The sequence below is a fragment of the Vulcanibacillus modesticaldus genome (assembly GCF_001730235.1).
Taxonomy (GTDB): Bacteria; Bacillota; Bacilli; order Tepidibacillales; family Tepidibacillaceae; genus Vulcanibacillus; species Vulcanibacillus modesticaldus.
This window is the reverse complement of sequence record NZ_MIJF01000007.1, coordinates 1-26,132: the sequence shown is the minus strand read 5'-3', so window position 1 is coordinate 26,132 and position 26,132 is coordinate 1. Positions and strand designations below refer to the sequence as shown.

Here is a 26,132-nt window from a genome sequence, read left to right as displayed (position 1 = left end):
AAACGTTTTCAGTAAATAATATGGACAATTATGGGAAAGGGGGAAATAGTGTGAGCTTTGCCCGAAAGTATTGGCTAGAGATAACGATGTTTATACCATTAGTTCTTTATATTTTTTACTTTACATTAATTCCAGTATTACAAACTATAGGTATAAGTTTTATCGATCAAAGCACTGGAAAAATATCTTTAATTAATTATCAAATTTTATTTGCGGATATAAATTTTGAACGTGCTTTATTCAACACGATTTTCATTACATTAGTAGGAATTATTTTGCAGCTGATCATTGCCTTGATAATTGCATTATTATTGAAACAAAAATTCGCAGGTCAAGGATTTTTTAGAACTGTTATGCTAATACCTATGGGTGTTCCAACTTTAGTATCCGGAGCTACATTATTGTTTATATTTGGACAAACAGGATATTTTAATGAATTACTCTATCGCCTCGGTATTATTGATACTCAACCGTTTTGGTTAGGTGGAGGTATAGAGACTTTATTTGTGATTATTTTTGCAGATATGTGGAAGGTTTTACCTTTAACGATACTGTTATTGCTAGCAGGGTTAGAAAGTATTTCTGAAGACGTATATGAAGCTGCAGCAGTAGATGGCGCAAGTAAATGGCTTACTTTTTGGAATATTACATTACCATTATTAAAACCTTCTATCACGATGGCTGTCATCTTAAGAGCTATCGATTCATTTAGAATTTTCGAATTACCATTAGTTATGACGGGTAAAAATGCGCCAGTTCTATCTACTTTTGCCTATGAAACTTTCCGCCGTAATCAATATGGACAATCAGGGGCAGCAGCAACTATTCTTTTGGGAATTATAATTATTTTTATCATCTTTTATATGTTTTTGGTAGAGCGCAAAGAAAGGGAGTAGTTACCTGATGCATATAACGGGTCCAACAAAATTTACCAGATTAATCATTTATGCTTTGTTAATTGTATTTTCAATTATGATGATTACACCAGTTTATATTTTAGTTAAGGTCTCGATTAGTGAACCTAAGGAAGTGAATACTGATCATCCAACTTTTCTTATTCATGATGCCACTTTAGAGCATTGGAAAAATATCTTACTGGCAGATAAAAAAACTGAAAACGGTATGGTAATATATCATATCTCGTCTGATCGGTATACTCTTCGTGGAGTTGACGGATCAACATTGAATTTAACTCCAGATGATCAATATACAATCAATGGTGTTTTACGTAAGATTCAACTAGAAGATGGTAGAAGCATAAGCTTAGACCTAGAAGAATTAAGTAAGTTAAGAGAAATAAGTGAGTCAACAAAAACTTTTTTTAGCAAAGATATAGTTAGAGATTTGTATGCTCCTCTTGGGAAAAGTTTAACTGTGGCAACATTGGCGACGATTATTGCAATTTTAATAGCTTCACCGGCTGCGTATGTGATATCTCGATTCCCTAAAAAAATAAAGTACACAGTTATATTAGCGTTGTTATTCACGCGAATGTTTCCTGATGTAGGTATTGCATTACCTATCGCCACGAGATTTCTTTCATGGCAATTAACGGATACAACATTAGGATTGGTATTAGCACATTTAATTCCTAATCTACCTTTTTTAGCTTGGATTCTTGTAGGAACCTTCGATGTAATTCCTAGAGATCTTGAAAAAGCAGCAATGATTGATGGAGCTAATCGGATTTCTGCACTTACTAAAATTGTATTTCCAATAGCTGCTCCGGGAATTGCAGTTGGGGCAATATTTGTTTGGCTAAATTCGTGGAATGAATTTATCTATGCTAGATATCTATCGACTGTCGCTAGTACATTGCCTATAAAAACCTATGAGGTTATCACAACTGGAACATTTTTTACAGCAGCAGCTTATTCTACTATACTAACGATTCCAGTTATCTTAATTACATTCTTTTTACAACGTTATATACAGTCCGGTATGTTATCCGGTGCTGTTAAATAAAAAATATACGAAAAGGGGTAATGAGAAATGAAATCTTTCCGCAAGTTTTTCACTGTATTTTTTGCAATCATGATTATTGCTACGATTGCATTGACAGGATGTTCAAGTACAAATGATGAAAATCAAGTAAACAATGAAGAACAACCAAAAGAAACTAAGACTTTAAAAGTTGCATTTGGAATGGGAGAAACAGAGTGGGAGTTATTCCGAAACGAGATTTTACCAGCATTCGAACAGGAGACAGGTATTAAGATTGAAGCAATTGAACTAAAGCAGGAAGATTTAATTAATTCATTAACGGCTCAAGTGGAGTCTGGAAATATAACAATTGATATGTTTGCTCAAGATGTTAACTCTCTATCCAGTTTAGTAACTCGTGATTTAGTAGAAGATTTGTCAGCTTATAAAGATCGAATTCCAGAAACTGTTATTCCTGGAATGATGGAAGTTTCTGAATTTGATGGTAAACTATTATTCTTACCTTACCGTCCTAACGTAGAAATTACTTTTTATAATGAAGCTAAATTTAATGAATATGGTTTAGAAGTTCCAAAAACTTGGGATGAACTTCTTGAAGTAGCTAAAGCGTTAAAAGAAAAGACTGGCCAAGGACGTGTAGCAATTAAAGCGAACCTTCAAGGTGACAATATCCTTCATATGTTTGATTTTATTAAAGCAGCAGGTGGAGATCCATATGTGTTAAATGATGAAGGAAGTATAAAAGCTTTTGAATTTATGCAAGAACTATATCCTTATTTAAGTGAACAAAGTACTACTGCTAACTGGGATACAATGAATAAATATCTTGAAAAAGATAGTGTATATCTTGGAGCTAACTGGCCATTCTATATTCCGCAATTTTACAAAAACGGCAAAGAAGAAATTAAAGCATATAGTGGCTGGAGTGGCCCAGTTAAAGAATCACATGCTTTAGGTGGCGAAGTAATTGGTATTCCAAAAGGGTCTAAGAAAGTAGAAGAAGCGATCAAATTCGCGGAATATTTAATGTCAAAACCTGTTCAAGAACTATTGGTAAGCGAGTTGGCATGGCCAGCAGTTCGTTCTGATGCTTATGGATTAGTAAAAGGTTATCAAAAACCATATTTTGAAGCTATTAAAAATGCACTAAACTATGCTGAACCTCGTGGTAATAAACCTTACTGGTCCGATGCTGAAAAGATTTATTTAGATGCTTTCCAAAAGGCAGTAATTAATGGCGAAGACGTAAAAACTGTATTAAATGAGGCTGCTAAAAAGTTAGAAGAGCTTAAAAAGTAATCTACCCTTATTTAGCTAATTATTGATACGGCATAGATATAAAAGTGGGGATAACAATGAAAATAGAAAAAATGAGAAAAAAATCAATATATCCATATAGCGAATGGGAAATAGTTGAAGAATCCTTTGATGTAGATTCAAATCTCCAAGATGAAACAATTTTTGCAATTGGAAATGGCTATATTGGAATGAGAGGTAATTTTGAAGAAGGTTATTCTGGACCAGAAGGAACTTCGGTAAATGGCACCTATTTAAATGGTTTTTATGAATCAGAACCAATTATTTATGGTGAAGAAGCATATGGTTACGCAAAATATAGCCAAACGATGTTAAATGTTACCGACGGTAAAATTATTAAATTATATATTGATGATGAACCATTTGACTTGTTCAAAGGGAAGATACTTTCTTATAAACGTATTTTGGATATGAAAAATGGAGTTTTAATAAGAAGGGTTACCTGGGAATCAGCAACAGGTAAACGGATTGAGCTTCATATAAGAAGGTTGGTTTCATTCAATGACAAACATTTGGTAGCTATTTCCTATGAAGTATTACCACTTAATTTTGATGGAAAAATAACCATAATATCATCATTAAATGGTAAAGTTCAAAATCAGGTTACAGCAGGTGATCCTCGTACTGGTTCTGTTTTATCCGGACAAGTACTTATTACCGAAGATAAAAGACAATTCGGTTCCTTTGGTGCAATTAAACAAAGAACAAGAAATACCCAATTTACTTTAGTATGTTCAATGGAAAACGAGCTAGAAACTGATAATCCATATGAAATGCAATCAGAACTAGAAGCAGATTGGGTAGCTATTAAATATATAGTTGAAGCTAAGCAAGGGAAAAAGATTCAATTATCTAAATATATTTCTTATCATACATCAAGGGATTATCCGGAAGAAAAACTTCTTGAAAATGCAAAACAAACTGTTGAGAAAGCTAAAATAAGTGGTTTTGAAAGCTTGTTAGCACAGCAAAAACAATATTTAGAACAGTTCTGGTATCGCACCGATATCGAGATAGATGGCGATTTAGCTTTACAGCAAAGTATTCGTTTTAATGAATTTCATCTTCTCCAATCTGTGGGGAAAGATGGTAAGACGAATATTGGCGCTAAAGGTTTAACCGGAGAAGGATATGAGGGACACTACTTTTGGGATACGGAGACTTATATCCTTCCCTTTTTCCTTTACACTAACCCAGAAATAAGTAAAAAGTTACTAGAATATCGATTCAATACCTTAAATAAAGCCAGAGAGCGAGCAAAAGAGCTATCTCATAAAGGCGCTCTTTATGCGTGGAGAACAATTGATGGTGCAGAAACATCTGCCTATTATCCTGCCGGGACCGCTCAATACCACATAAATGCGGATATTATTTATGCATTAAAGAGGTATATGGATGCTACAGATGATATTCAATTTTTCTTGCAAAAAGGAGCAGAGATGCTCTTTGAAACTGCAAGATTATGGGTGGATATAGGAAATTATAATCCAAGAAAAAGTAATCGTTTTTGCATTAATGATGTAACTGGACCAGACGAATACACTGCAATAGTTAACAATAATGTTTATACTAATTTAATGGCAAAGAGTCATTTAGAATATGCTTATAAGATGGCTAATCTTATCAAAGAAAAATATCCAAAAGAATATGAAGCACTAGTACAAAAAATCGGGTTAAGTGATATTGAAGTAGGAGAATGGAAAAAAGCTGCTGAATTAATGTATATCCCTTATGATGAAGAATTAGGGATTTATCCACAGGATGACAGTTTCTTAGATAAGGCAGTTTGGGATTTTAAAAACACACCTGAAGAAAATTATCCGTTACTTTTACATTATCATCCATTAGTAATTTATCGTTATCAAGTGTTAAAACAAGCAGATTTAGTTCTTGCTTTATTTTTACAAGGTGATAGTTTTACGCTAGCTGAGAAAAAACGAAACTTTGAGTATTATGAGCCAATCACTACTCATGATTCTTCACTATCACCTTGTATACACAGTATAATTGCAGCAGAAATTGGCTATGATGAAAAGGCTTATCAATATTTTGCTCAAACTGCTCGCATGGATTTAGATGATTATAATGGTAATGTAAAAGATGGTATTCATTCTGCAGCAATGGCAGGAGCGTGGATGTCCATTGTATATGGTTTCGCTGGCTTACGAGATTTTGATGGGAAATTAAAGTTTAACCCGATCATACCAGATGGATGGAAAGGCTACCGCTTCAAAGTAACTTTTAAAGCACGGTTGATTGAGTTAAATATAACCAAAGAAGAAGTGATATATAAACTATTAGAGGGCGAACCTATTACAATTTATCATCTCAATCAAGCACTTACTTTGGAATTAGATAAAGAAGTAAAAGTAAACTTAACTCCAAAATTAGAAGCTGTTATATTTGATCTAGATGGAGTTATTACCGATACTGCAGAATATCACTTTTTGGCATGGAAAAAACTCGCTGATAAAATAGGGGTTCCTTTTGATCGTGAGTTTAATGAAAAATTAAAGGGTATTGGTAGGCTTGAATCCCTTGAACTAATATTAAACCAAGGTAACAAGAAGTTAACTGAACAAGAAAAGTTAGAGTTAGCAAAGGAAAAGAATGAGTATTATCTAGAGTTGATTCAAGGAATCACACCTGCTAATCTTCTACCTGGTATCCTTCCTTTATTAAAGGAACTTAAGGAGAATGGAATAAAAATTGCTTTAGCATCAGCTAGTAAAAATGCAAAAACAGTAATTGATAAATTACAGATCAAGGAGTATTTTGACTATGTAGTTGATGCAGCGAAGATTAAAAAAGGTAAGCCAGATCCCGAAATCTTTATGACTGCTGCTGAAGAATTAAATCTACCTTATCAAAATTGTATAGGTATTGAAGATGCTGAAGCAGGTATATTAGCTATAAAAGCTGCTAAGATGATGGCAATTGGAGTAGGAAAAACAGATTCAATGAAAGAAGCTGATTTGATCGTAAAAGATACTGATGAATTAACTTTAGAGTTATTAAAACAGAGGTTTTCAATAAATAATAAAAGCTAAATCGACTTAGAATAATGTATTTGAATAATAGCTATCTATAGAAAATAAATTCTATTAGATAGCTATTTATTATTTATGGTTTCCTAAAATTAAGAAGTTGTATTATTTAAGAAGTTGTATTATTTAAGAAGTTGTATTATTAAGAAGTTGTATTATTAAGAAGTTGTATTATTAAGAAGTTGTATTTTGTATAAGTGCGACTTTTGGAAGTGAAACGGACAAGGTGAGCACGTTACAAAATACAACTCTTTGTTATAAATATTTGGTGTAAATATTTGTTATAAATATTTGGTGTAAATATTTGTTATAAGTATTTGTAATAGGTATAGTTCGGTTAAAGTTTGTATTCTTGTTCTTTCCGTCCAAAGTTGGAGATCAAAACCATCTTAAGACTCTGTCATAGTACCTCGTTTTTTATTATTTTGGTTTTAAGTTAAAATAATGATGGAGGTATACTATGAACGGGATCTGGAATAACAAAAATTTTGTTAAACTTTGGTTTGGGCAGTTAGTTTCGATATTGGGCGATCAACTTCATTTTATAGCGATGATGGTTCTTATTCAGGATTTTTATGGTGATATCGTTGTAACTGGGACGGTTATGATGGTTACCGCCTTACCAAAGGTGCTTTTTAGTCCATTTGCAGGTGTATTAGTAGACAGGTGGTCATTAAAGAAGACGATGGTAATCGCAGATTTACTGAGAATGGTCTTAGTCCTCTTTATTCCATTTACATTTATTGTCCTAGAAGTAACCGATATGTCAATAATTTTCATATTAACATTTTTAATAAGTACAATCAGTGTTTTCTTTTACCCAGCAAAATCAGCGAGTATACCAACGTTGGTAGAAAAGGATAAATTATTAGTAGCAAACTCCGTATCCGGTTCTACACAAATGATTGTTAGTTTATTAGGTTTAATTGGTGGAGCTGTTTTAGTGTCTATTATCGGTACAACAGGTGCTTTTATTATCGATGCATCAAGTTTTCTAATATCAGCCATTTTCATTTCAATGATTACTTTTCCTCACAAAAGCAAAGACTTAAAATCGCTTGACAATAAAGATTCGGTATACTTTAAAGAGCTCAAATCCGGAGCTAAGTATATTATTAATGATCCACTTTTGCGCTTCTTATTAATATTCTTTACAAGTATAATGCTCGTTGCTGGAGCTATCAATGTTCTCTTATTTGCTTATGTACAAGATATACTTCATAAAGACGCTTCTTTTATTGGCTATTTGGCAGGAGCAAATATGGTAGGAATGTTGATTGGTATGGCATTGATTCCTAAGATTACCAATAAATATCCCAAAGAAAAATTACTCGTCTTTGCTACTTTAATCTTTGCAATAACATTAATAAATATTTCTTATATTGATGTACTAATTCTTGTTATTCCATTGATGGTTATAAACGGGCTTGGAAATGGGATACTAAATGTTGTCGCAAGTACGATATTTCAAGAGCATGTGATCGAGTCAATGAGAGGAAGGGTGTTTTCCTTTATAGATGCTGCAGTTAATTCAGCTGCAATTATCTCTATGTTACCTGCAGCATGGTTGGCTAAACAATTTGGGGTTCAGAGGATATTTTTAGTAACAGGTATTTTTATTATTGGATTTTTCTTGTATAGCTTAAAAAAGGTGAACGAAATATACGATACAAACATTGATAAACCGGAAAATATTAAACAATCAGAAATGATATGAATACGATTTAATAAATATTTATATAATATGAATCTAATTCGGAATTATAACGTATTTTATGATTAGGAAAGGATGTGAAGTAGATGAAAAAATTACTTAGATCTAAAAGTCAAAAGATGATTGCCGGTGTTTTGGGAGGAATTGCGGAGTATTTCTCAGTGGATGTAACTGTGGTTCGTCTGTTATTTGTATTACTTGCAGCATTAACTGCTGTCGTTCCGGCAATTTTAATCTATGTTGTAGCCATGATTATAATGCCAATGGATGAATTTTAGGATTGTGGGGTATCAAGATGAATTGGATTATTAAGATTATCCTAAATGGTTTTGCATTAATAGTGGCAGATCTATTTGTTGCGGGTTTTCAAATTAGAGGAATAAAAGCGTCTCTGATCGCTGCACTCATATTAGGAATAATAAATACAATTATTCGGCCAATTTTAGTTTTATTTACGCTACCAATCACGATTTTTTCGTTAGGGTTATTTATCTTGGTAATAAATGCGATTACTTTTGCTTTAACAGCGTGGATCGTCGATGGTTTTGTCGTTTATAGTTTTAGTGGAGCTTTTTGGGGGGCTATAATGACAACAATCATAAGTTGGCTTTTAAATAGTCTGGCGAAAGATTAAAAATGGGGCCTAATCAGGCCTCTTTTTTTGGAAAAAAGGATTATGGTAAAATGAGAGTTATAATTGGACTAGGAAGGTTGATACTATGCGATACAAATTAGTAGCAATTGATTTAGACGATACGTTATTAGCAGATGACTTAAAAATATCACCACAGACAATCAAAGCCATTCAAGAATCTGTAAAAAAAGGAGTGATAGTTACCTTAGCTACTGGTAGAATGTACCAATCAGCTGTAAAATATGCAAAACAGATTGAGCTAAATGTTCCTATAATAACATATCAGGGAGCGTACGTAAAAAATGTTTTAGATGATGAGGTTTTGTACCAACGTTTTTTACCATCTGATATCGCTATTGATATCATTAAAAAGCTAAAGGTGAAAAATAAAGTAATTCAGGTTTACTTAAACGACGAGTTATACGTTGAAGCAGAACATGAATACATAATAAATTACAGCAAAGCTTCTGGTGTTAACTATCACATTGTAGATGACTTAATCGAGCTCATTAACCAGTCAAAAGAGGATCCAATAAAGGTCTTGACGATTGATGAGCCAAAAGAGATAAAAAAAATGCTAGAAGAATTTAATCAGATATTTCAAAAAGAAATTAATATCACTATCTCAAAACCATTCTTTTTAGAATTTACCCACAAAGAGGCTACTAAAGGACAAGCAATTAAGTATTTGGCTAACTTAAAAGGAATAAATTTAGAAGAAGTGATTGCTATTGGTGACAGCTATAATGATAAAGATATGATCGAGATTGCTGGATTAGGAGTTGCGATGAGTAATGGAAATCCTGATATTAAAAAGATTGCTGATTATGTGACAAAAACCAATAATGACCATGGAGTGTGGGAAGTATTACAGAAATTCATTTTGAAGGAAGAATTGAGTGATGAAAGAAGATAAAATTAAGATTATTAGAGTTCCTCTCCAAGAAATTGAAAATATGGTTGATGATCAGAATGCTTTATTACTGTTGGAAAAAGAAGATGCACGGATATATTTAAAAACTGGACATAATAAGGATTTGTTAACAGTTGAAGAGGTTTATGAAATAGTAAATACTCTTAAAGATTTATTAGTGAAAAATGAATCAAAGGAAGACAATCTAACTGAATGGTTATATCGACAATGGAAATCAAAAGAGAAGTACATTGAGAATGAATCAAGTAGATATTTCAACTCGATGAATTGGAGTCAAGGTTGGATACCATTAATATTTATCAAACAAAGTAAGGGTAGTTGGGAAGATGGATTTATTAAATTGATTTCCTCATACTTAAATGTTGAATTATTTACTGTTACTATTTCAACATCAACGATGATGACTATTGTTTCTAACATGGAATTACAGTTTTCTAAGGAAAAAAAAGATGATATTAGTGAGTTTGTTCAAGGTATATTTGAAATGCTTCAAAATGAATGGGACGAAGAAGTGAAAGTTGGGGTTCAATATCCAGCATTTTGCCTACAAGATGTTGTGGATTTTGGACATCAGTTATTAGATGATGAGAAATGGGTAATGAATCTATGGCCCAAGATCTCCTTCTTTACTCCTTGGAGTCATCAACTTGAACGAATAATTGCTAAGGTTCCTAGAGAAGAACTAAATAAATATTTAGCTGAATATAAATTAGTTGATAATGAATTACTTAAAACATTGGAAGTTTTTATTGAAGAAAGTCTTAATATGAGTGAGACAGCCAGACGACTTTTCATTCATCGCAATACTTTACAATATCGTTTAGACAAGGTAAAACAGCAAATAGGATTAGATGCCAAGAAGATCAAAGATGCCTTTTTAATAAAGATAATCCTCCTATTAAAAGATGGTTTAGATAGTATGCACAAGAATGATAATCAATAATTGTGGAATTTGCGAATAGATAACTCTAAATAATTGGGCTACAATCAGTATAAACAAATGATAGATGGAGGGTTTATTAATGGCAAAATTAAAATTGAATCATATATATAAACGTTATGGTGATGTTGAAGTCGTTAAAGATTTTAATTTAGAAATTGAGGATAAGGAATTTATCGTTTTAGTTGGTCCTTCTGGTTGTGGTAAGTCTACGACGTTAAGAATGATTGCTGGACTAGAAGAGATTTCTGAAGGAGAGCTTTATATTGGTGATGAATTAGTAAATCATAAAGCTCCTAAAGATCGTGATATTGCAATGGTTTTCCAAAGCTATGCTCTTTACCCTCATATGAATGTTTATGAAAACATGGCATTTGGATTAAAGCTAAGAAAATTTAGCAAGGAAGAAATTAAAAAAAGGGTTCATGAAGCAGCAAAAATTCTTGATATCGAGCATTTATTGGACCGTAAACCAAAAGCTTTATCTGGTGGACAAAGGCAGCGTGTTGCTTTAGGTAGAGCGATCGTTCGAGAGCCACAGGTTTTCCTTATGGACGAGCCACTTTCAAATCTAGATGCAAAGTTAAGGGTACAAATGAGAGCAGAAATAAGTAAATTACACAAACGCCTACAGACTACATTTATCTACGTTACCCATGACCAAACTGAAGCGATGACTATGGGAGATCGGATTGTAGTAATGAAGGATGGCGTAATTCAACAGGTAGCCACACCAACAGAAATTTATAATAATCCAAAAAATATTTTCGTAGCTGGGTTTATTGGTTCACCTCCAATGAACTTTATTTCAGGTAAATTAGTTTCGAAAAATGGCTATTTATCCTTTGTTACAGAAGGATTAACAATAGAGATTCCAGAAGGTAAAGCGAAATCAATCCGTGAAAAAGGTTATGAAGATAAAGAAGTAATTCTAGGTATCAGACCAGAAGATATTCATGACGAACTTATCTTCTTAGAATCTTCGCCAAATAGTCAATTTACTGCAACAGTAGATATTGCTGAAAATATGGGATCAGAAATGATTTTATATTTATCCGGAATTGGGAAAGATACTGTGAAGGCTAGAATCAACATTCGCTCTCAAGTTAAGGCAGGGGAAAGTGTGAAGCTAGCAATGGACTTAAACAAAATTCATATTTTTGATAAAGATACAGAAGAAGCATTATTATAATTTTATAGAGTTTATTACCTTCGCTATTCAATCTTGGCGGAGGTTTTTCAATATTCAAAAACCTCCTTCACATAGAGAATCAAAGCTGAATTATCAATGAAAGTATTTTTTGGTATAGAAAATTTTAGAATGTTAAGGTATATTATTACTATATCAAAAGGAGAGATATCAATTGCCGACAAAATTAAAAGTGAGGGAAATAAAGGAATATTTTGGGCTAGAATTAATCAATGAGGAAGCTGACTTAGACAGAAAGATAACGGTAAGTGACCTCAGTAGGCCAGGATTAGTGATGGCAGGATTTTATACGTATTACCCTTCTGAAAGAATACAGATTTTAGGGAAAACTGAATTAACATTTTCGGATGGGTTGTGTTCAGAGATAAGGAGAGAACGGATGACTCATCTGTGTCAAGAGGATACCCCTTGTATTATCATTGCACATAATTTGCCAGTGCCTTCTGAGTTAGTTGATGTTGCAAAGGAAAGAAAAATTCCGATTTTACGGACGACAATAAGCACTACTCGTTTTGTAAGCAAATTAACAAATTATCTTGAGGGTAGATTAGCTCCGACCAAAACTATTCATGGTGTACTGATTGATGTATATGGCGTTGGTGTACTGATTGTCGGTAATAGCGGGATTGGTAAAAGTGAAACAGCGTTAGAATTGTTAAAGAGAGGGCATCGGCTAGTTGCTGATGATGTGGTTGAAATAACCCAAACGGCCGATAATGAATTAATTGGGACAGCTCCTGAAATAATTAGACATTTACTGGAAATTAGAGGAGTAGGAATAATTGATGTAATGACTTTGTTTGGAGCTGGAGCTGTACGTCTTCGTAAAAAATTAACTTTAGTTATTAAGCTAGAAATGTGGAACAAGGATAAGAGCTATGAACGTTTGGGGTTAGATGAGGAAAAGATAAAGATCATTGATACAGAATTACCTGTGAATACTATTCCAGTTCGTCCTGGCCGGAACCTTGCAGCGATTATCGAAGTTGCCGCAATGAATTATCGTTTGAAGTCGATGGGATATAATGCTGCTTGGGAATTATCCTCACGTTTAACGGATGAAATGGATATGAATGAACTTTAGAGAAAGGAAGATGTAAATAATGAATGGAGTAATTGATCCAATTGCATTTCAGATTGGTGGGTTGAAGGTATACTGGTATGGGATTATTTTAGGTTCCGCAGCTGTCTTTGGTTTGCTATTGGCACTTTATGAATCTAAGCGTGTCGATTTTGACACGGATATTTTAATGGACTTACTTATTTTTGCGATCCCTATTTCGATTGTTGGAGCTAGATTATATTTTGTTTTATTTCACTGGGATTTTTATTCAGCAAATCCTTCTGAGATATTTGCTATTAGACGTGGTGGCATAGCAATCCATGGTGCTTTAATTGGTGCTATCTTAACTGGATATATTTTTGCAAGAAAAAAGGGTGTATCCTTCTTGAAATTGGCAGATATTGCTGCCCCAAGTTTATTATTGGGTCAAGCAATTGGTAGATGGGGCAACTTTATGAACCAAGAAGCTCATGGTGGACCGGTTTCACTGGAATTTTTACAGAACCTTAACTTACCACAATTTATAATCTCACAGATGAATATTGATGGAGTTTATTATCACCCAACATTTCTTTATGAATCCATCTGGAATATTCTAGGAGTTATTTTCTTGATTTGGCTTAGATATCGAAATCCTAAGCGTGGTATAGTTATAGCAAGTTACTTTATTTGGTATTCTGTAGGTAGATTTTTCATTGAAGGTTTAAGAACAGATAGTCTTGCTTTTGATGGTCCAATTTGGCTAGCTAAAACTATGGAATTTTTATGGAAGCCAATGGGAATGTTTTTTGAGCCTGGAGCAATGTCATATGGCAATGTAAGAATAGCTCAATTAATGAGCATAACTCTGATTATAATCTCAGCAATATATATCGTTTATAGAAAGTTTTATTCAAAAGATTTAACTAAATACCAAGATTAATCATACAAATCAATCAATATAAATTTGAGCTTATGATTTTCGAAGGAGAAGTTAAGTGAGGTATAAAACAATATTATTTGATTTAGATGGAACATTAATTAATACAAATGAATTAATAATTAACTCCTTTTTATATACCTTGGAAAAATATTTTCCTAACAAGTATAATAGGGAGTCACTTATTCCGCATTTTGGAAAGCCTCTTCACGATCAAATGGTTATTTTAGGGAATGAAGAATTGGCTCCTGAAATGGTCAAAACTTATAGAGAACACAATATAAAAAACCATGATCGTTTTGTCGAAGAATTTCCCCATGTCAAGGAAGTTATATCCCAATTATATGATTTTGGTGCTAAGTTAGGAGTAGTGACTACTAAGATGAGTACTACTGCCTTAATGGGGTTGAAATTGTTTGAATTGGACAAGTTTATGAGTACTGTTATCGCCTATGAGGATACAGAATTACATAAACCTGCACCTGATCCAATTATACTTGCGATGGAACGACTAGAAGCAGATCCTAGAACTACCCTAATGCTAGGAGATTCTCAATATGATATTCAGGCGGCACAAAATGCAGGGATTACTTCTATAGGTGTTGGCTGGAGTATTAAAGGTAAAGATTTTATCAGAGGTTATAATCCAGATTATATAATTGATGATATGCGGGAGCTTTTGTCGATTGTGAAAGGATGATAGAAATTGCGCAACACCACTAGGTATCCTGTACATGGTAGTAATTCTCTTTGGCAAGTATATAAAACTGTGAGTTTTTGGAAGATAATGAAAAGTTTTATCATTATCTCTATTGCTAGAATTACTCCTTGGTTACCTCTTAAAAACTGGCTCTACCGTACATTTTTGCGAATGGAAGTCGGCAAGAGGACAGCTATCGCCTTGATGGTTATGATGGATACCATGTTTCCGGAAAAGATTCATATTGGCGATAATACGATTATCGGTTATAATACAACTATTTTGGCCCATGAATATTTGCTTGATGAGTACCGATTGGGTGATGTCTATATCGGCTCTAATGTAATGATAGGTGCTAATACGCTTATCTTACCCGGGGTTACAATTGGTGACAATGCAATTGTTGGAGCGGGTTCAGTGGTTACCAAAGATGTACCACCAAATACTTTTGTAGCCGGAAATCCAGCAAAACATATTAAAAATTTATAATAAGAAAAATAGAGGGACGTTGTTTCCCTCTATTTATTTTTAAACTATTGTCAAAATTTTTTAAGAATTTTTACGAGAGTTATAAAGTATAATGAAATTAAGGATAATATTGGGAGAGGTCTGTTTTTTTATGTCAGCTATTTATAACTTTTTTCAAACTAACATTGTTATCGTTTATTTTATTTATCCATTAATTTTTTTTCTGATGGGTTTTGGGATTCTATTAAAAAATACTGCTCATAGTCGCTTTAATTTGGCCCAAAGTTTAAATTACCTTGGGTTTTTTGGTATTATTCAAGGAATATCAGATTGGGGTAAAATCTTCATTCCAATTCAACAGACTTACCTAAATCCTTCTTTCATTTTTTTGCTTGGGTCAATTAAAACAATTGCCAGTGCAATTTCTTTTTATTTTTTATTTTATTTTGGAATGCATTTATTAGTAAATACAAGGGAAGGTAGTCGTAAGTATCTACTAATTCCCCTTTTTTTACTATTGGTATGGTTTACTCATTTTATTTTTTTACAACCATTCCTAGTGAATGATAAAAATCATGATTGGTGGTTAGCAATTAGTGATATTTGGTCTCGTTATTTGTTAGCTTTCCCAGGAGGAATTGTTAGTAGTTATGCTCTTTTTTTGCAAAGAAGGGAATTTCAAAGATTTGGTGTTCCATCTATGACACGCACCTTAAATTTTGTAATTTTTTCAATGGTATTATATTCCATTGTTGGCGGTATAATTGTTCCTTATGCCCCTGTGATTCCGGCACTGTTATTTAATTCTAAGCTATTTTTTGAAACTACTGGTATTCCCGTTGAACTATTTAGAGGAATAAGTGGTTTTTTGATGGCTTTTTTTACTCTTAAAATCTTAAAAGTTTTTGATATTGAGTATCAAAACTATTTTTATCAAGCAGAGAGACAGAAGGCTGTAATGAAGGAAAGAGATATGATAGCTAGGGACCTCCATGATGGTATTATTCAATCAATTTATGGCATTGGTTTATATTTAGAAAAAATTCGTAGTACATTAATAGATCAAAACAAAGATGTTAAGAAAGTGCAGAAAGAATTTCAAGAAGTTATTACTAATTTGAACGCTATTATTTACGATATTCGGAGTTATATCAAACATTTAAAAACACCAAAAAATGTTCATCATAGTTTGAAGGAAGTAATAAACAGACTGATTGAGGAATTAAATATTAATGAATATTTACAGCTGGAATTTCAGTATGAATATGCTGGTAAAGAACTTTCAATATTTAAAACTGTGCAAATCTATTACATTTTAAAAGAAGCATTTAGTAATATTTTAAGGCACGCTGATGCTACTAAGGCATCCCTTAAAGTTATAGGAAATAATGAGAATTTATTAATTGAGATCATCGATAATGGAAAAGGAATTGAAAATGTTAATAGTCATTTTGAAAAAAAAGATAACTACTTTTTACAACAAGGATTAAGAAATATGAAACATCGAGCTGAATCAATAGGCGGGGAATTAACCATAGTTTCTACTTTAGGTAATGGAGTGAAAATAACCTTGTTGCTTCAGAAGGGGAGAGAAAATCAGAAAGGAGGAAGTTAAATGTGAGTAGTAAGATTAAAGTATTACTTGTCGATGATAGTGAAGTAGTTCGTCAAGGATTGCGCAGTATCTTATCGTTTTACCCAGAAATCGAAGTAATCGGTGAAGCAGAAAATGCTGATAAGGCAATTCAATTAACAAAATCCGATCGTCCAGAAGTTGTGTTGATGGACATTCGCATGCCTCAAAAAAGTGGGATTGAAGCTTGTAGGGAAATATCTGCAAAGTACCCGGCTACTTCGGTGATAATGCTTACTTCATATGATGATGATGAGACGATATATGAAGCAATTATGGCAGGAGCGAGTGGATATATTTTAAAAGAAATTTCTTCCAAAGATTTGGTTAAAGCAATTAGACAGGTCGCCGGTGGTAAATCTTTAATTGACCCAGCAATCACGGCAAAATTATTAAATAAGATCAGAAATTTGCGAAAAGAGAATAAAATCAATGAGTTGACTGAGCAAGAGAAAAATGTACTGGGTTTAATCGCTAAAGGAATGACGAATAAGGAAATTGCCAAGATGATGGTTTTAAGCGAAAAAACGGTTAGAAATTACGTAAGTCAAATCTTAGCTAAATTGGAAGTAAATAATCGAGCTGAGGCAGCGGCGTATGCTGTTCGGAATCATTTAGATTATTAATTAATAGCTGGAAAAATGTCCTGAAAATAGTCAGGACATTTTTCTTTTTATTTAAGGATATAGTACACTTACGTGTTTGATCAGAAGATGAAATAATTAAATTAGAAATACAACATAAAACGTAGCTTATAACTCAGTTGTTTTTAAATACTAAATAAACGAAAGGAGGTTGGAAGAGCAAAAGGCTTTGAAATTAGTTTTTATTAAATTTGATTAATTGATTTAGTTTTAAAAAAATTAAAATGAAAGCGAGGTAAATGAAATGTTCAAAATTTTTAGTACTATGCCTCATGTTATCTTTGGTGTATGGGGTATCATTATGGCTATTTGGGCGATTGTTGAAATTTTAAATATCAGCGAAAGTAATTATAAGAGACTAAGAACCGTTAGCTTACTTTCATCAATATTTATCTGGATCTCATATATTGTAGGTGGATGGTGGTACTGGGTATATTATGGAGCTAAAGAAGTAGGTGATAAATACGTAATCAAAGGCGGTCCTTGGCCTTGGGCTCATGGGTTCTTTATGGAAACTAAAGAGCATCTATTCTTCATAGTATTATTACTCAGTATGTTGCTAGTAATTATTGTTAAGAATCAAGCTATCATCCATAATAAAAAATTCCAAACTTTAGCTCTCACAGTAGCAGTAATAGTTGTTATTTTTGGGTTTGGCATGGAAGCTTTTGGCTCTATCATTACTAAAGGTGTAAAAGCGGGTTTATTAGGCTTTTAAAATTATGAATTAGGAGGGGAGTTATAAAATGGAACATAAATTGGATAAAAAGACAGTTGGTTTTACTTTGTCTTATGCATATGCAACTATTTTTAGTGCATTATTAGTGATCTTAAAGGAAACATATGAACCTATAAAAGATGCAATGAAAGCGCTTACCGGTCATCACTGGGCAACTCATGGACTATTAACCCTTTTAGTATTCTTTATCCTTGGTTACGTTTTTGCAAAAGACAAATATCTAGAAAAGTATGATGAAAAAAAGCTTACTAATTTAACAATTTGGTCAACAGTGATTGCTACAATATTAATCACAGGTTATTTCTTAATTCATACTTTGGCTAGCTAATAAGTAGTATTTATCTAAACTTTCGGCGACATTATAGGTCGCCCTTTTTTTTTGGGAAAAATGACTTAACAATCCACTCCAGTGTAACTTGCTGTAATTGGTAAAATTAAGTATTAAAAAAGGTCAAATGGATAAAATAACGGATTAGAATCTTTTTTTTTGGAGGAATAAGATGAGCAATAATGTTTATGTTGGTGTGGATATTGGCTCAGCGACCGTAAAAGTTGTTGGTGTTGATCATCAAGGTAATTTGGTTGGTGAGTCAATATATATAAGACATGATCAATTCCCGACTCAAGTGGAGGCGGTTAAACATGCTTTTAAAACATATCTTGATTCATTAGATAATTACCAAGTTGGTGGAGTTGGCATCACGGGTAGTGGCCGAGAATTAAATCGCCATATAATTGGTGGTGATTTAACAAGAACGGAAATTTTTGCCCATTCAGTTGGAGTTCAATATTTATTAAAACAAGGTAAAATCACTAGCAATAAAGATGGGCAAATTAAACCTCTCAACAAGATTGGAACAATTATTGAAATCGGTGGCCAAGATGCAAAAGTAATAGTATTTGAATCTAATGTGCCAGTTTATTTTAATATGAACACCATTTGTTCTGCTGGTACTGGCGAATTTTTGAAACAAATTGCTGATGAAGCAGGGATTTCTTTAGAAGACTTTGGTAGACAAGCTTTATTAGCAAAACAATCAGCCAAGATAGATTCGACCTGTACTGTTTTTTCAAGAAGAGATTTTAGGCATCTTACCCAAAAAGGTGTTTCTTTAGCCGAACGATTGGCTGGAGTTTGTGATGCGATGGTAACAAATTATCTACACAATGTGGTTAAGGGATATAAATTGCCAAGCCCTGTGATATTTCAAGGTGGAGTAGCCTTTAATGAAGGGATAAAACAAGCGTTTGAACGCAAACTGGGTATTGAGATTATCGTCCCTCCTTATCATGATATCATCGGGGCATTGGGAATGGCGGTTATTGTGATGGAAACGAAGATGAATAAACAGGATTATACTACATCATTTAAAGATGATTTTTTTGACAAAGAGTTTGAAAGTCAAATCAGGTATTGTCATGGGTGTGGTAATGCCTGTGAATTATCTCAGCCCATTGAAAAGTACGGTGATGAAACCAAAGTACTAGATACGCTAGGTGGAAGATGCGAGGGATCATTAAATGCCAAAAATGTTAAGGAAACTCCCCAATCTCATGGCACTATAGTAGTACCAATAAATAGAAAAATTAACAATATAACAACAACTAGCAATCATCGGGAAATAGTGAAGGTGAGATCTTCTGCTGGAATATATTTTGCTGGGATAGATGGAGGTTCAAGGGGAACAAAATATGCACTTATAAAAGGTACGGAAGATGATATAGAAATAATTAAGGTTGGTACGATTGAAACTGCTGGGGATGCCATCAAAGCGATTCAATTTGCTTTGATTGAAATAGAAAAACATCTTCCTCTTGGTACAAACATAGGTGGCATAGGAACAACAGGTAGTGCCGGAGAATTGGCGAGGGATATTGTGACTACCAAGACAAAAAACACTTCAGATGTAAGGGTGACTGAAATAATTGCTCACACAACTTGGGCTAGACATATGGTTCCAGAGGTAAAGGTTATCATGGATATTGGGGGTAACGACGCCAAAATTATTGTAATTAACGAACATGGAATCGAATTTGCTATGAACGATAAGTGTGCCGCTGGTGCAGGAGCGTTTGTAGAGGCGATTGCCAAGAGATTTGAAGTACCTTTAGAGGAATTTGGTGATCTAGCGTTAACTTCTAAGTCTCCAGCTAGAATTTCTGGGCGTTGTGCGGTGTTTGGAGAATCTGACATCATTCACAAAGCTAGGGCGGGTTTTCCAACAAATGATCTTCTAATGGGCTTAGCATATTCAATCTGTCGGACTTACCTATCCGATATAGGAAAAGGAAAAATATTATCAGTACCGATAGTTGCTCAGGGAGGAACTTTTTTAAATAAGGCGATCCAAAAAGCCTTTAAGGATACCCTAGCATTATCAGATGATGAATTTATCATCGCCAAGGATCCAAGACTTGTTTTAGGAGCAGGAGCATTAGGAGCCGCCCTTTTATCTAAAGAAGCCTATGAGAAGGGGTTTGATTCAGGCTTTAAAGGGTTTGATTATATTTTAAGTTCCTATTACCATACGAAAACTGTTAGCTGTTCATATCCACAATGTGATAGAACTTGCCATGGATTAATTACGTTATTAGAAAATAGTAGGCCGATTGCTGGTTACAAGTCGATTAATTGTGATTTTGGTTTATTCGAAGGTATGATTCAGGATTTTTCTTCCGAGAAATATATTGAAGGGATATTGGATAGGAGGTTAGTATGATGGCGCTAAAACGCTTACAACCTGTTGTAGGAATTTCCACTTCTTTTACTGGTAAATATAAAGCCAGTAAATTGATCTTACGATTTCTTGAGTTAATTGATGTCAATCTAATCAAAAGCACGAAGACAAAACCAGCGATAATTGAAGCAGGAAGTACAATAGTTAGTGCTGATTATTGTCTACCGTTAAGAGTGTATGTCGGTCACATTTATCATCTAATTCAGGAACATCCAAATATAGAATATATTGTTGCGCCAATAATTAAAGGTGAATATCCATCTTCAAATACCTGTGCTAAGTATCGGGACTTAGATGGTGTACTAATTCGTTCCCTTGGAACTATTACAGGCTATCGGCTAAAACAGAGTGGTTTAAGTGAAATGGATAGATTGAAGGAATTAATAGGAGAAGATAAAACTAAGCAGATGATTGATCTCATGAAGGATTTTCCAACAATCTTGGCCCCTGAAATAGAATCAATAGATAAAAGACATTTAAAACAGGTATGTGTAAAACTATATGCTGATTTGTTTGGCTTAAACAAAGTGGATAAAATGAGGTTAATTCTAAATGATAATTTGGTGGAGTCGGATAATGAAGATATTAGGAAAATCGGAGAAGCCTTTGAACAAGCCTATCGGGAAGTCATAGGGAAGGAATCAGAAAGGTATCAAAACCTATTAAGTGATGAATCTAAACCTAGATTAGCACTGGTAGGGAGAAATTATTTGATTGAGGATCCAGCATTATCAGCAGACATAAAATCGTATTTTAAGAAAAAAGGTGTTATCGTATTAACGAGTCAAGATATCCCATTTAGTGTACTGAGAGAAAGATATGATAATGTTCAGGGTTTTTATGATTCACACAAGATTAGTCAGGCTTTTATTGATACGGTAATTGATCAGGTTGATGGTTTTGTTGTTATTGGTAGTTTTGGTTGTCACCCAGACGCCTTTCAAGTGGATTATTTTGCCAATTATATTACTGAACAAGGGAAATCATGTTGGACATTTAAGTTTGATGAACAGACTGGAGGAGTTGGTTTTCACACAAGATATGAAACCATCCTAGGATTTTTACAGCAAAACCGGGACAAGCGATTAAAAAACTTAAATTATAATAATCAGCCAGCTAAAGTACCTTCAATTGACTGGAATTTTGGGAGAAAATCTGAACCTGTAAAACCTATCTTTATTTGGCCTCATATGGGGACCGGAATAGATTTGATTATCAAAGAGATTTGGCACCAAATAGGCTTAGGAGATTATCTATATCCTCCTCGAGGGGTTAATGAAGAAACGATCACTAGAGGAAACACCCATTATACAGAATCCTGTTCACCATTTGCTTTATACTTAGGTAGCCTAAGGGAAACTCTAGATCGTTTATTGATGGAAATTGAAGAACCTAGAAGGATCATTATCTTAATGGCTAAAGGTAAGGGACCTTGTACATTTGGTTGGTATTCGTTAGCTGGATTTCCTCTTTTGCAGAAAGAGTATCAGGATCGATTAAAAAAACATGGTCACTCCCTTGAAATGATAGCAATCGACAATCAGGGAAGAAATCTTGTATCATTTTTGGAAGAATTATCTAAAATAGCTGACAATGATAGATTATCTCAAATTATCGGACTATTAAATAAAATTCAAACAGAGGAAAGGCTAAATATTATTAATAAAACAAAATTGGAAATTAAACTGATCAGAGTATTAAAAGATATTGTTTGGTCTGGTTGGAAGAAACTGTTGGCCTATGAAGATATCCAAAATAAGGCGTTGATTGTCAGGGCACACGAATTAAAACGTGGTGATACGACAAGATTGTTAAAAAAATGGGTCGATCAATTGGAAGTGGTACATACGCTGCCAGAAATATCAAAGGTTACTCAATTAGCTTTACAGGATTTTGAGCAAATACCACAGGATGGGGAAGTGAAACCTAAAGTTGTTGTCGTTGGAGAAATATATGGAACACTAACACCATTTGCTAATCGGGGTACAGTAGACAATTTATTGGGTCAAGCAGGAATAGAAGCTATTCAAGGGATGAGATTAAGTCATTTTATTCGAGGAGCCTTCAAAGGGGTCAAGAACAGTTTTGTTAGAGAACAACCCATTATTAAGAAATTAATTAAGCTATTAGAGTCAAAAGGCTTATACTATCATAATCGGTGGGTAAGGGAGCCTGGCGCTAAGCCATTTATTGAGCATGAAATTGGAGGAGATGGGCAACCAACAATCGCCCATGCTCGTCATCACATTGAACATGATGGGGTAGATGGGATTGTTCACATTTATCCTTTTAAATGTATGCCAGAGGGGATGGCTAAAGATGCCTTAATAGAAATGAGTCAATTGTATGGAATAAAAAGTTTACATCTATCCTATGATAAGGAAACCGAAATTGAAAGATTGAAAACGGAGATAGGTACTTTTGCTGCATTATTACATCAAGATATAGAGCATCGAAAAGGAATTACAGACTGGAAGAAAAAAGAGTTAATAAGAAGGTACAATATTGGAAAAATGATTGAACAGGCATATCGTAGATCGAATAATAAATTTTTATGGAGTAATCTAAAGTAAAATAGGTTAAATTTTGGGGAGGTGACTCCCCTTTTTATATAGTAATCTTAAAAAAAAATGATTAAATTGAAATAAAAGCAAAAAAAAAGCCTAAAAACAATTAAATATGTCTTATTTTCCGGAAATAAAGCGGTTTCATTTATTATTAAAAAAGTATATTATTAGTTAAGATATTTTTTTGCACGAAAATGCAAACGTTTGCAAGAGATTATAGGAGGATATGATGAAAGATACTAGTTTTGCAATTCACCCAGGAACTAAAAAGACGATAGATAATGATTCCTATTATGACATTGGGAATCTAATTGCAATGAAAAATGATGATAAAATTATTCGCTTTACTTGTGAACAAGGGTATGTAAACATTAAGTACTACAGAGATGACATTGTTAGAATAACAATGAATCCATACCAAGAGCCACTAATGGAGAGTACCTTTGCGGTGGTATTAGATTCAGAAGATGTATCTATTTCAGTAACAGATAAAGAAGATGAAGTTATCTTAAAAAGTTCTAAATTGACAACAATTGTTAAAAAGGCTCCATTTAGAATAACCGTGTTAGATCAAGATGGTAAAATTTTAGTTGAAGAGACAAAAAGAGGAATGGGTTATAACGATAAGAAAGAAGTTATCTGTTTTAAATCAATGGATGAGGCCGATCATTTCTATGGTTTTGGTGAAAAGACCAGCTTTTTGGATAAACGTGGAGAAAAAATGACAATGTTTAATAGTGACGTTTATGCTCCACATAATCCGGAAACTGATCCATTATATCAGTCTATACCGTATTTCATGACTTTACGCGATGGAAGAGCTCATGGTATTTATTTTGATAACTCTTATAAGACAACTTTTGATTTGAAAACTAATAAGGATACTTATTCCTTTTCTGCAGAGGGTGGGCAGCTAGATTATTATGTATTAGCTGGGCCAACACCTAAGGATGTTCTTGAACAATATACTGCACTAACTGGAAGGATGCCAATACCACCTAAATGGGCTATCGGTTATCACCAGTCCCGTTACAGTTACGAAACAGAGCAGGAAGTACGTGAATTAGTTAAAACATTTCTAGATAAAGAGATTCCGTTAGATGTTGTCTACTTAGACATTCATTATATGAATGGTTATCGAGTATTTACATTTGATAACTCCCGCTTCCCTTCTATCGATAAGTTGGTTAAAGATATGAAGGACGTAGGTATTCGTATTGTTCCAATAGTAGATCCTGGTGTAAAGGAAGATCCTGAATACCACATATTCCAAGAAGGAGTAAGAGAGGATCATTTTTGTAAATATATTGATGGCAAGATCTATTATGGTGATGTGTGGCCAGGAAATAGTGCATTCCCAGATTTCATAAACTCTGAAGTAAGGAAATGGTGGGGAGAAAAACATCGTTTCTATTCGGAGTTAGGAATTGAAGGTATTTGGAATGACATGAACGAGCCAGCAGTATTTAATGAGACAAAGACAATGGACCTTAAAGTAATCCATGATAAAGATGGTGAACTTAAAACCCACAGAGAGATGCATAATATGTATGGATTCATGATGGGAGAAGCTACATATCAAGGAATGAAAAAATTACTAAAAGGAAAACGTCCATTCTTATTAACTAGAGCTGGTTTTGCAGGTATTCAAAGATATGCGGCAGTATGGACAGGGGATAATCGTAGCTTCTGGGAGCATCTTGCTATGGCGATCCCAATGTGTTTAAACCTTGGAGTATCTGGGGTAGCCTTTTCCGGAACAGATGTAGGTGGATTTGCTCATGATTGTAATGGCGAGCTATTAGCACGTTGGACGCAAGTTGGAGCATTCACTCCTTTCTTTAGAAACCATACTGTTATCGATTCTGTAAGACAGGAGCCATGGGCTTTTGGTGAGGAGTATGGGGAGATAATCAAAAAATATATTCAACTTAGATATATTTGGTTACCTCATTTATATAAACTATTTGTGGAGACAAGTAGAACAGGTTTACCAGTTATGCGTCCGCTATTTATGGAGTATCCAGACGATAAGAATACCTTTAACCTTTCTGATCAATTTATGATTGGGGATAATGTCATCATTGCTCCAATATTACAACCAAATACTTATCATCGAGTTGTTTATTTACCTGAAGGTAAATGGTATGATTATTGGACTGATGAATCCATTGAAGGCGGAAAGCATATTCTTGTAGAAGCAGAATTAGATAAATTACCAATCTTTGTTAGGGAAGGGTCGATAATTACTCACGGACCAGTTAAACAATCAACTATGGTTCCAGCTGATGAAATTATTGTACATCTATATCCTAAACAAAGTGGAGTCATAGAATATACTTTATATGATGATGATGGAGAGACTTTCTCATATCAAAATGGCGAATATTTAGAGAAGAAAATTACATGTGATTTAAGTGATGATAGGATTGATGTAGCAATTGAAGATGTCGTTGCTAACTATCAACCAACCTGGAAGAAAATGGTATTAAAAGTGCATGACACAACTTCTAAGTTAAACGTATTTGTGAATCAACAAAAAGTTGCTGAAGATCAAATATCTTTTGATGAAGAAACCAAAGTTAGTTCTATTACCCTTAAATAAATAACACCCTCTATTCTTAAAAAGTTTTGAGGTATCATAATTGATACTTCAAAACTTTTTTATCGTTTGCGTGCCCAGTAAGCCGCTAATTGCTAGTTGGTGAAAGTCCAACCTGAGTAAGTGCCAAGACGCTCAGTAGCTGATAGGCAACTGGTGGAGAAATCCTAAGGTTGAAGCCCTGTGACAAAGTAACTCCGTAGGAGTGCGAGCAAACTAGCAGGTTGTAACATAAAGTGAATCCTGCCGCCTCGTCAAAAGAGCCCTCAAAAGAGGACAAAGAGAAGTCGAGCCTGGGGATGATAGGCGAAGACCAGGG

Annotated in this window: 21 protein-coding genes; all 21 read left to right on the top strand. The window is 33.8% G+C overall.

Going from position 1 to position 26,132, the window contains the following annotated elements; translation table 11 throughout:
• Window positions 1-50 precede the first annotated feature (50 nt).
• The gene (locus BHF71_RS02070) at window positions 51-896 is read left to right on the top strand and encodes a carbohydrate ABC transporter permease (protein WP_218064914.1); all 846 of its coding nucleotides are present in this window, start codon (window positions 51-53) and stop codon (window positions 894-896) included.
• Window positions 897-903: 7 nt separating this feature from the next.
• Window positions 904-1,965 (top strand): carbohydrate ABC transporter permease, encoded by a 1,062-nt coding sequence (locus BHF71_RS02065; protein ID WP_245683804.1) that lies wholly within the window; start codon window positions 904-906, stop codon window positions 1,963-1,965.
• A gap of 27 nt (window positions 1,966-1,992) precedes the next feature.
• Entirely contained in the window at window positions 1,993-3,243 is a 1,251-nt protein-coding gene (locus BHF71_RS02060) for a sugar ABC transporter substrate-binding protein (protein WP_069656015.1), read from the top strand.
• 56 nt (window positions 3,244-3,299) lie between these two features.
• Window positions 3,300-6,311: a beta-phosphoglucomutase gene (gene pgmB / locus BHF71_RS02055; protein ID WP_084024101.1), complete on the top strand. Its 3,012-nt coding sequence runs from the start codon at window positions 3,300-3,302 to the stop codon at window positions 6,309-6,311.
• A gap of 457 nt (window positions 6,312-6,768) precedes the next feature.
• A complete protein-coding gene (locus BHF71_RS02050) occupies window positions 6,769-8,025 on the top strand; it encodes an MFS transporter (protein WP_069656014.1) in 1,257 nt (418 codons plus the stop codon).
• Window positions 8,026-8,108: 83 nt separating this feature from the next.
• Window positions 8,109-8,300 carry a PspC domain-containing protein gene (locus BHF71_RS02045; RefSeq protein WP_069656013.1) on the top strand — a complete coding sequence of 64 codons (192 nt, stop codon included), beginning with the start codon at window positions 8,109-8,111 and terminating at the stop codon, window positions 8,298-8,300.
• Window positions 8,301-8,317: 17 nt separating this feature from the next.
• Complete coding sequence (locus BHF71_RS02040; protein ID WP_069656012.1) at window positions 8,318-8,656, top strand: phage holin family protein; 339 nt, start codon at window positions 8,318-8,320, stop codon at window positions 8,654-8,656.
• 85 nt (window positions 8,657-8,741) lie between these two features.
• Window positions 8,742-9,572, top strand: a complete 831-nt coding sequence (locus BHF71_RS02035; RefSeq protein WP_069656011.1) for a Cof-type HAD-IIB family hydrolase — start codon at window positions 8,742-8,744, stop codon at window positions 9,570-9,572.
• A complete protein-coding gene (locus BHF71_RS02030) occupies window positions 9,559-10,533 on the top strand; it encodes a PucR family transcriptional regulator (RefSeq protein ID WP_069656010.1) in 975 nt (324 codons plus the stop codon). Before BHF71_RS02035 ends, BHF71_RS02030 begins: the two co-directional genes overlap by 14 nt.
• Window positions 10,534-10,612: 79 nt before the next feature.
• Window positions 10,613-11,722, top strand: coding sequence for an ABC transporter ATP-binding protein (locus BHF71_RS02025; RefSeq protein ID WP_069656009.1), 1,110 nt, complete (start codon window positions 10,613-10,615; stop codon window positions 11,720-11,722).
• 172 nt (window positions 11,723-11,894) lie between these two features.
• The gene (gene hprK / locus BHF71_RS02020) at window positions 11,895-12,824 is read left to right on the top strand and encodes an HPr(Ser) kinase/phosphatase (RefSeq protein ID WP_069656008.1); all 930 of its coding nucleotides are present in this window, start codon (window positions 11,895-11,897) and stop codon (window positions 12,822-12,824) included.
• A 19-nt stretch (window positions 12,825-12,843) separates the two neighbouring features.
• Complete coding sequence (gene lgt, locus BHF71_RS02015) at window positions 12,844-13,725, top strand: prolipoprotein diacylglyceryl transferase (RefSeq protein ID WP_069656007.1); 882 nt, start codon at window positions 12,844-12,846, stop codon at window positions 13,723-13,725.
• 55 nt (window positions 13,726-13,780) lie between these two features.
• Window positions 13,781-14,422, top strand: a complete 642-nt coding sequence (ppaX, locus tag BHF71_RS02010; protein WP_069656006.1) for a pyrophosphatase PpaX — start codon at window positions 13,781-13,783, stop codon at window positions 14,420-14,422.
• Between the two features lie 6 nt (window positions 14,423-14,428).
• Window positions 14,429-14,911, top strand: a complete 483-nt coding sequence (locus BHF71_RS02005) for an acyltransferase (protein ID WP_069656005.1) — start codon at window positions 14,429-14,431, stop codon at window positions 14,909-14,911.
• 130 nt (window positions 14,912-15,041) lie between these two features.
• Window positions 15,042-16,505: a sensor histidine kinase gene (locus BHF71_RS02000; RefSeq protein ID WP_069656004.1), complete on the top strand. Its 1,464-nt coding sequence runs from the start codon at window positions 15,042-15,044 to the stop codon at window positions 16,503-16,505.
• Between the two features lie 2 nt (window positions 16,506-16,507).
• Complete coding sequence (locus BHF71_RS01995) at window positions 16,508-17,149, top strand: response regulator transcription factor (protein ID WP_069656003.1); 642 nt, start codon at window positions 16,508-16,510, stop codon at window positions 17,147-17,149.
• A 262-nt stretch (window positions 17,150-17,411) separates the two neighbouring features.
• Window positions 17,412-17,885: a hypothetical protein gene (locus tag BHF71_RS01990; protein ID WP_069656002.1), complete on the top strand. Its 474-nt coding sequence runs from the start codon at window positions 17,412-17,414 to the stop codon at window positions 17,883-17,885.
• A 28-nt stretch (window positions 17,886-17,913) separates the two neighbouring features.
• Window positions 17,914-18,234: a hypothetical protein gene (locus BHF71_RS01985; RefSeq protein ID WP_069656001.1), complete on the top strand. Its 321-nt coding sequence runs from the start codon at window positions 17,914-17,916 to the stop codon at window positions 18,232-18,234.
• A 172-nt stretch (window positions 18,235-18,406) separates the two neighbouring features.
• On the top strand, window positions 18,407-20,626 hold the full coding sequence (locus BHF71_RS01980) for an acyl-CoA dehydratase activase (protein WP_069656000.1): 2,220 nt from the start codon (window positions 18,407-18,409) through the stop codon (window positions 20,624-20,626).
• Window positions 20,623-23,217, top strand: coding sequence for an acyl-CoA dehydratase activase-related protein (locus tag BHF71_RS01975; protein WP_084024097.1), 2,595 nt, complete (start codon window positions 20,623-20,625; stop codon window positions 23,215-23,217). The genes BHF71_RS01980 and BHF71_RS01975 overlap by 4 nt, the downstream gene beginning before the upstream one ends.
• A 220-nt stretch (window positions 23,218-23,437) precedes the next feature.
• Window positions 23,438-25,816: a glycoside hydrolase family 31 protein gene (locus BHF71_RS01970; protein WP_425425366.1), complete on the top strand. Its 2,379-nt coding sequence runs from the start codon at window positions 23,438-23,440 to the stop codon at window positions 25,814-25,816.
• The last annotated feature ends 316 nt before the right edge of the window (window positions 25,817-26,132 follow it).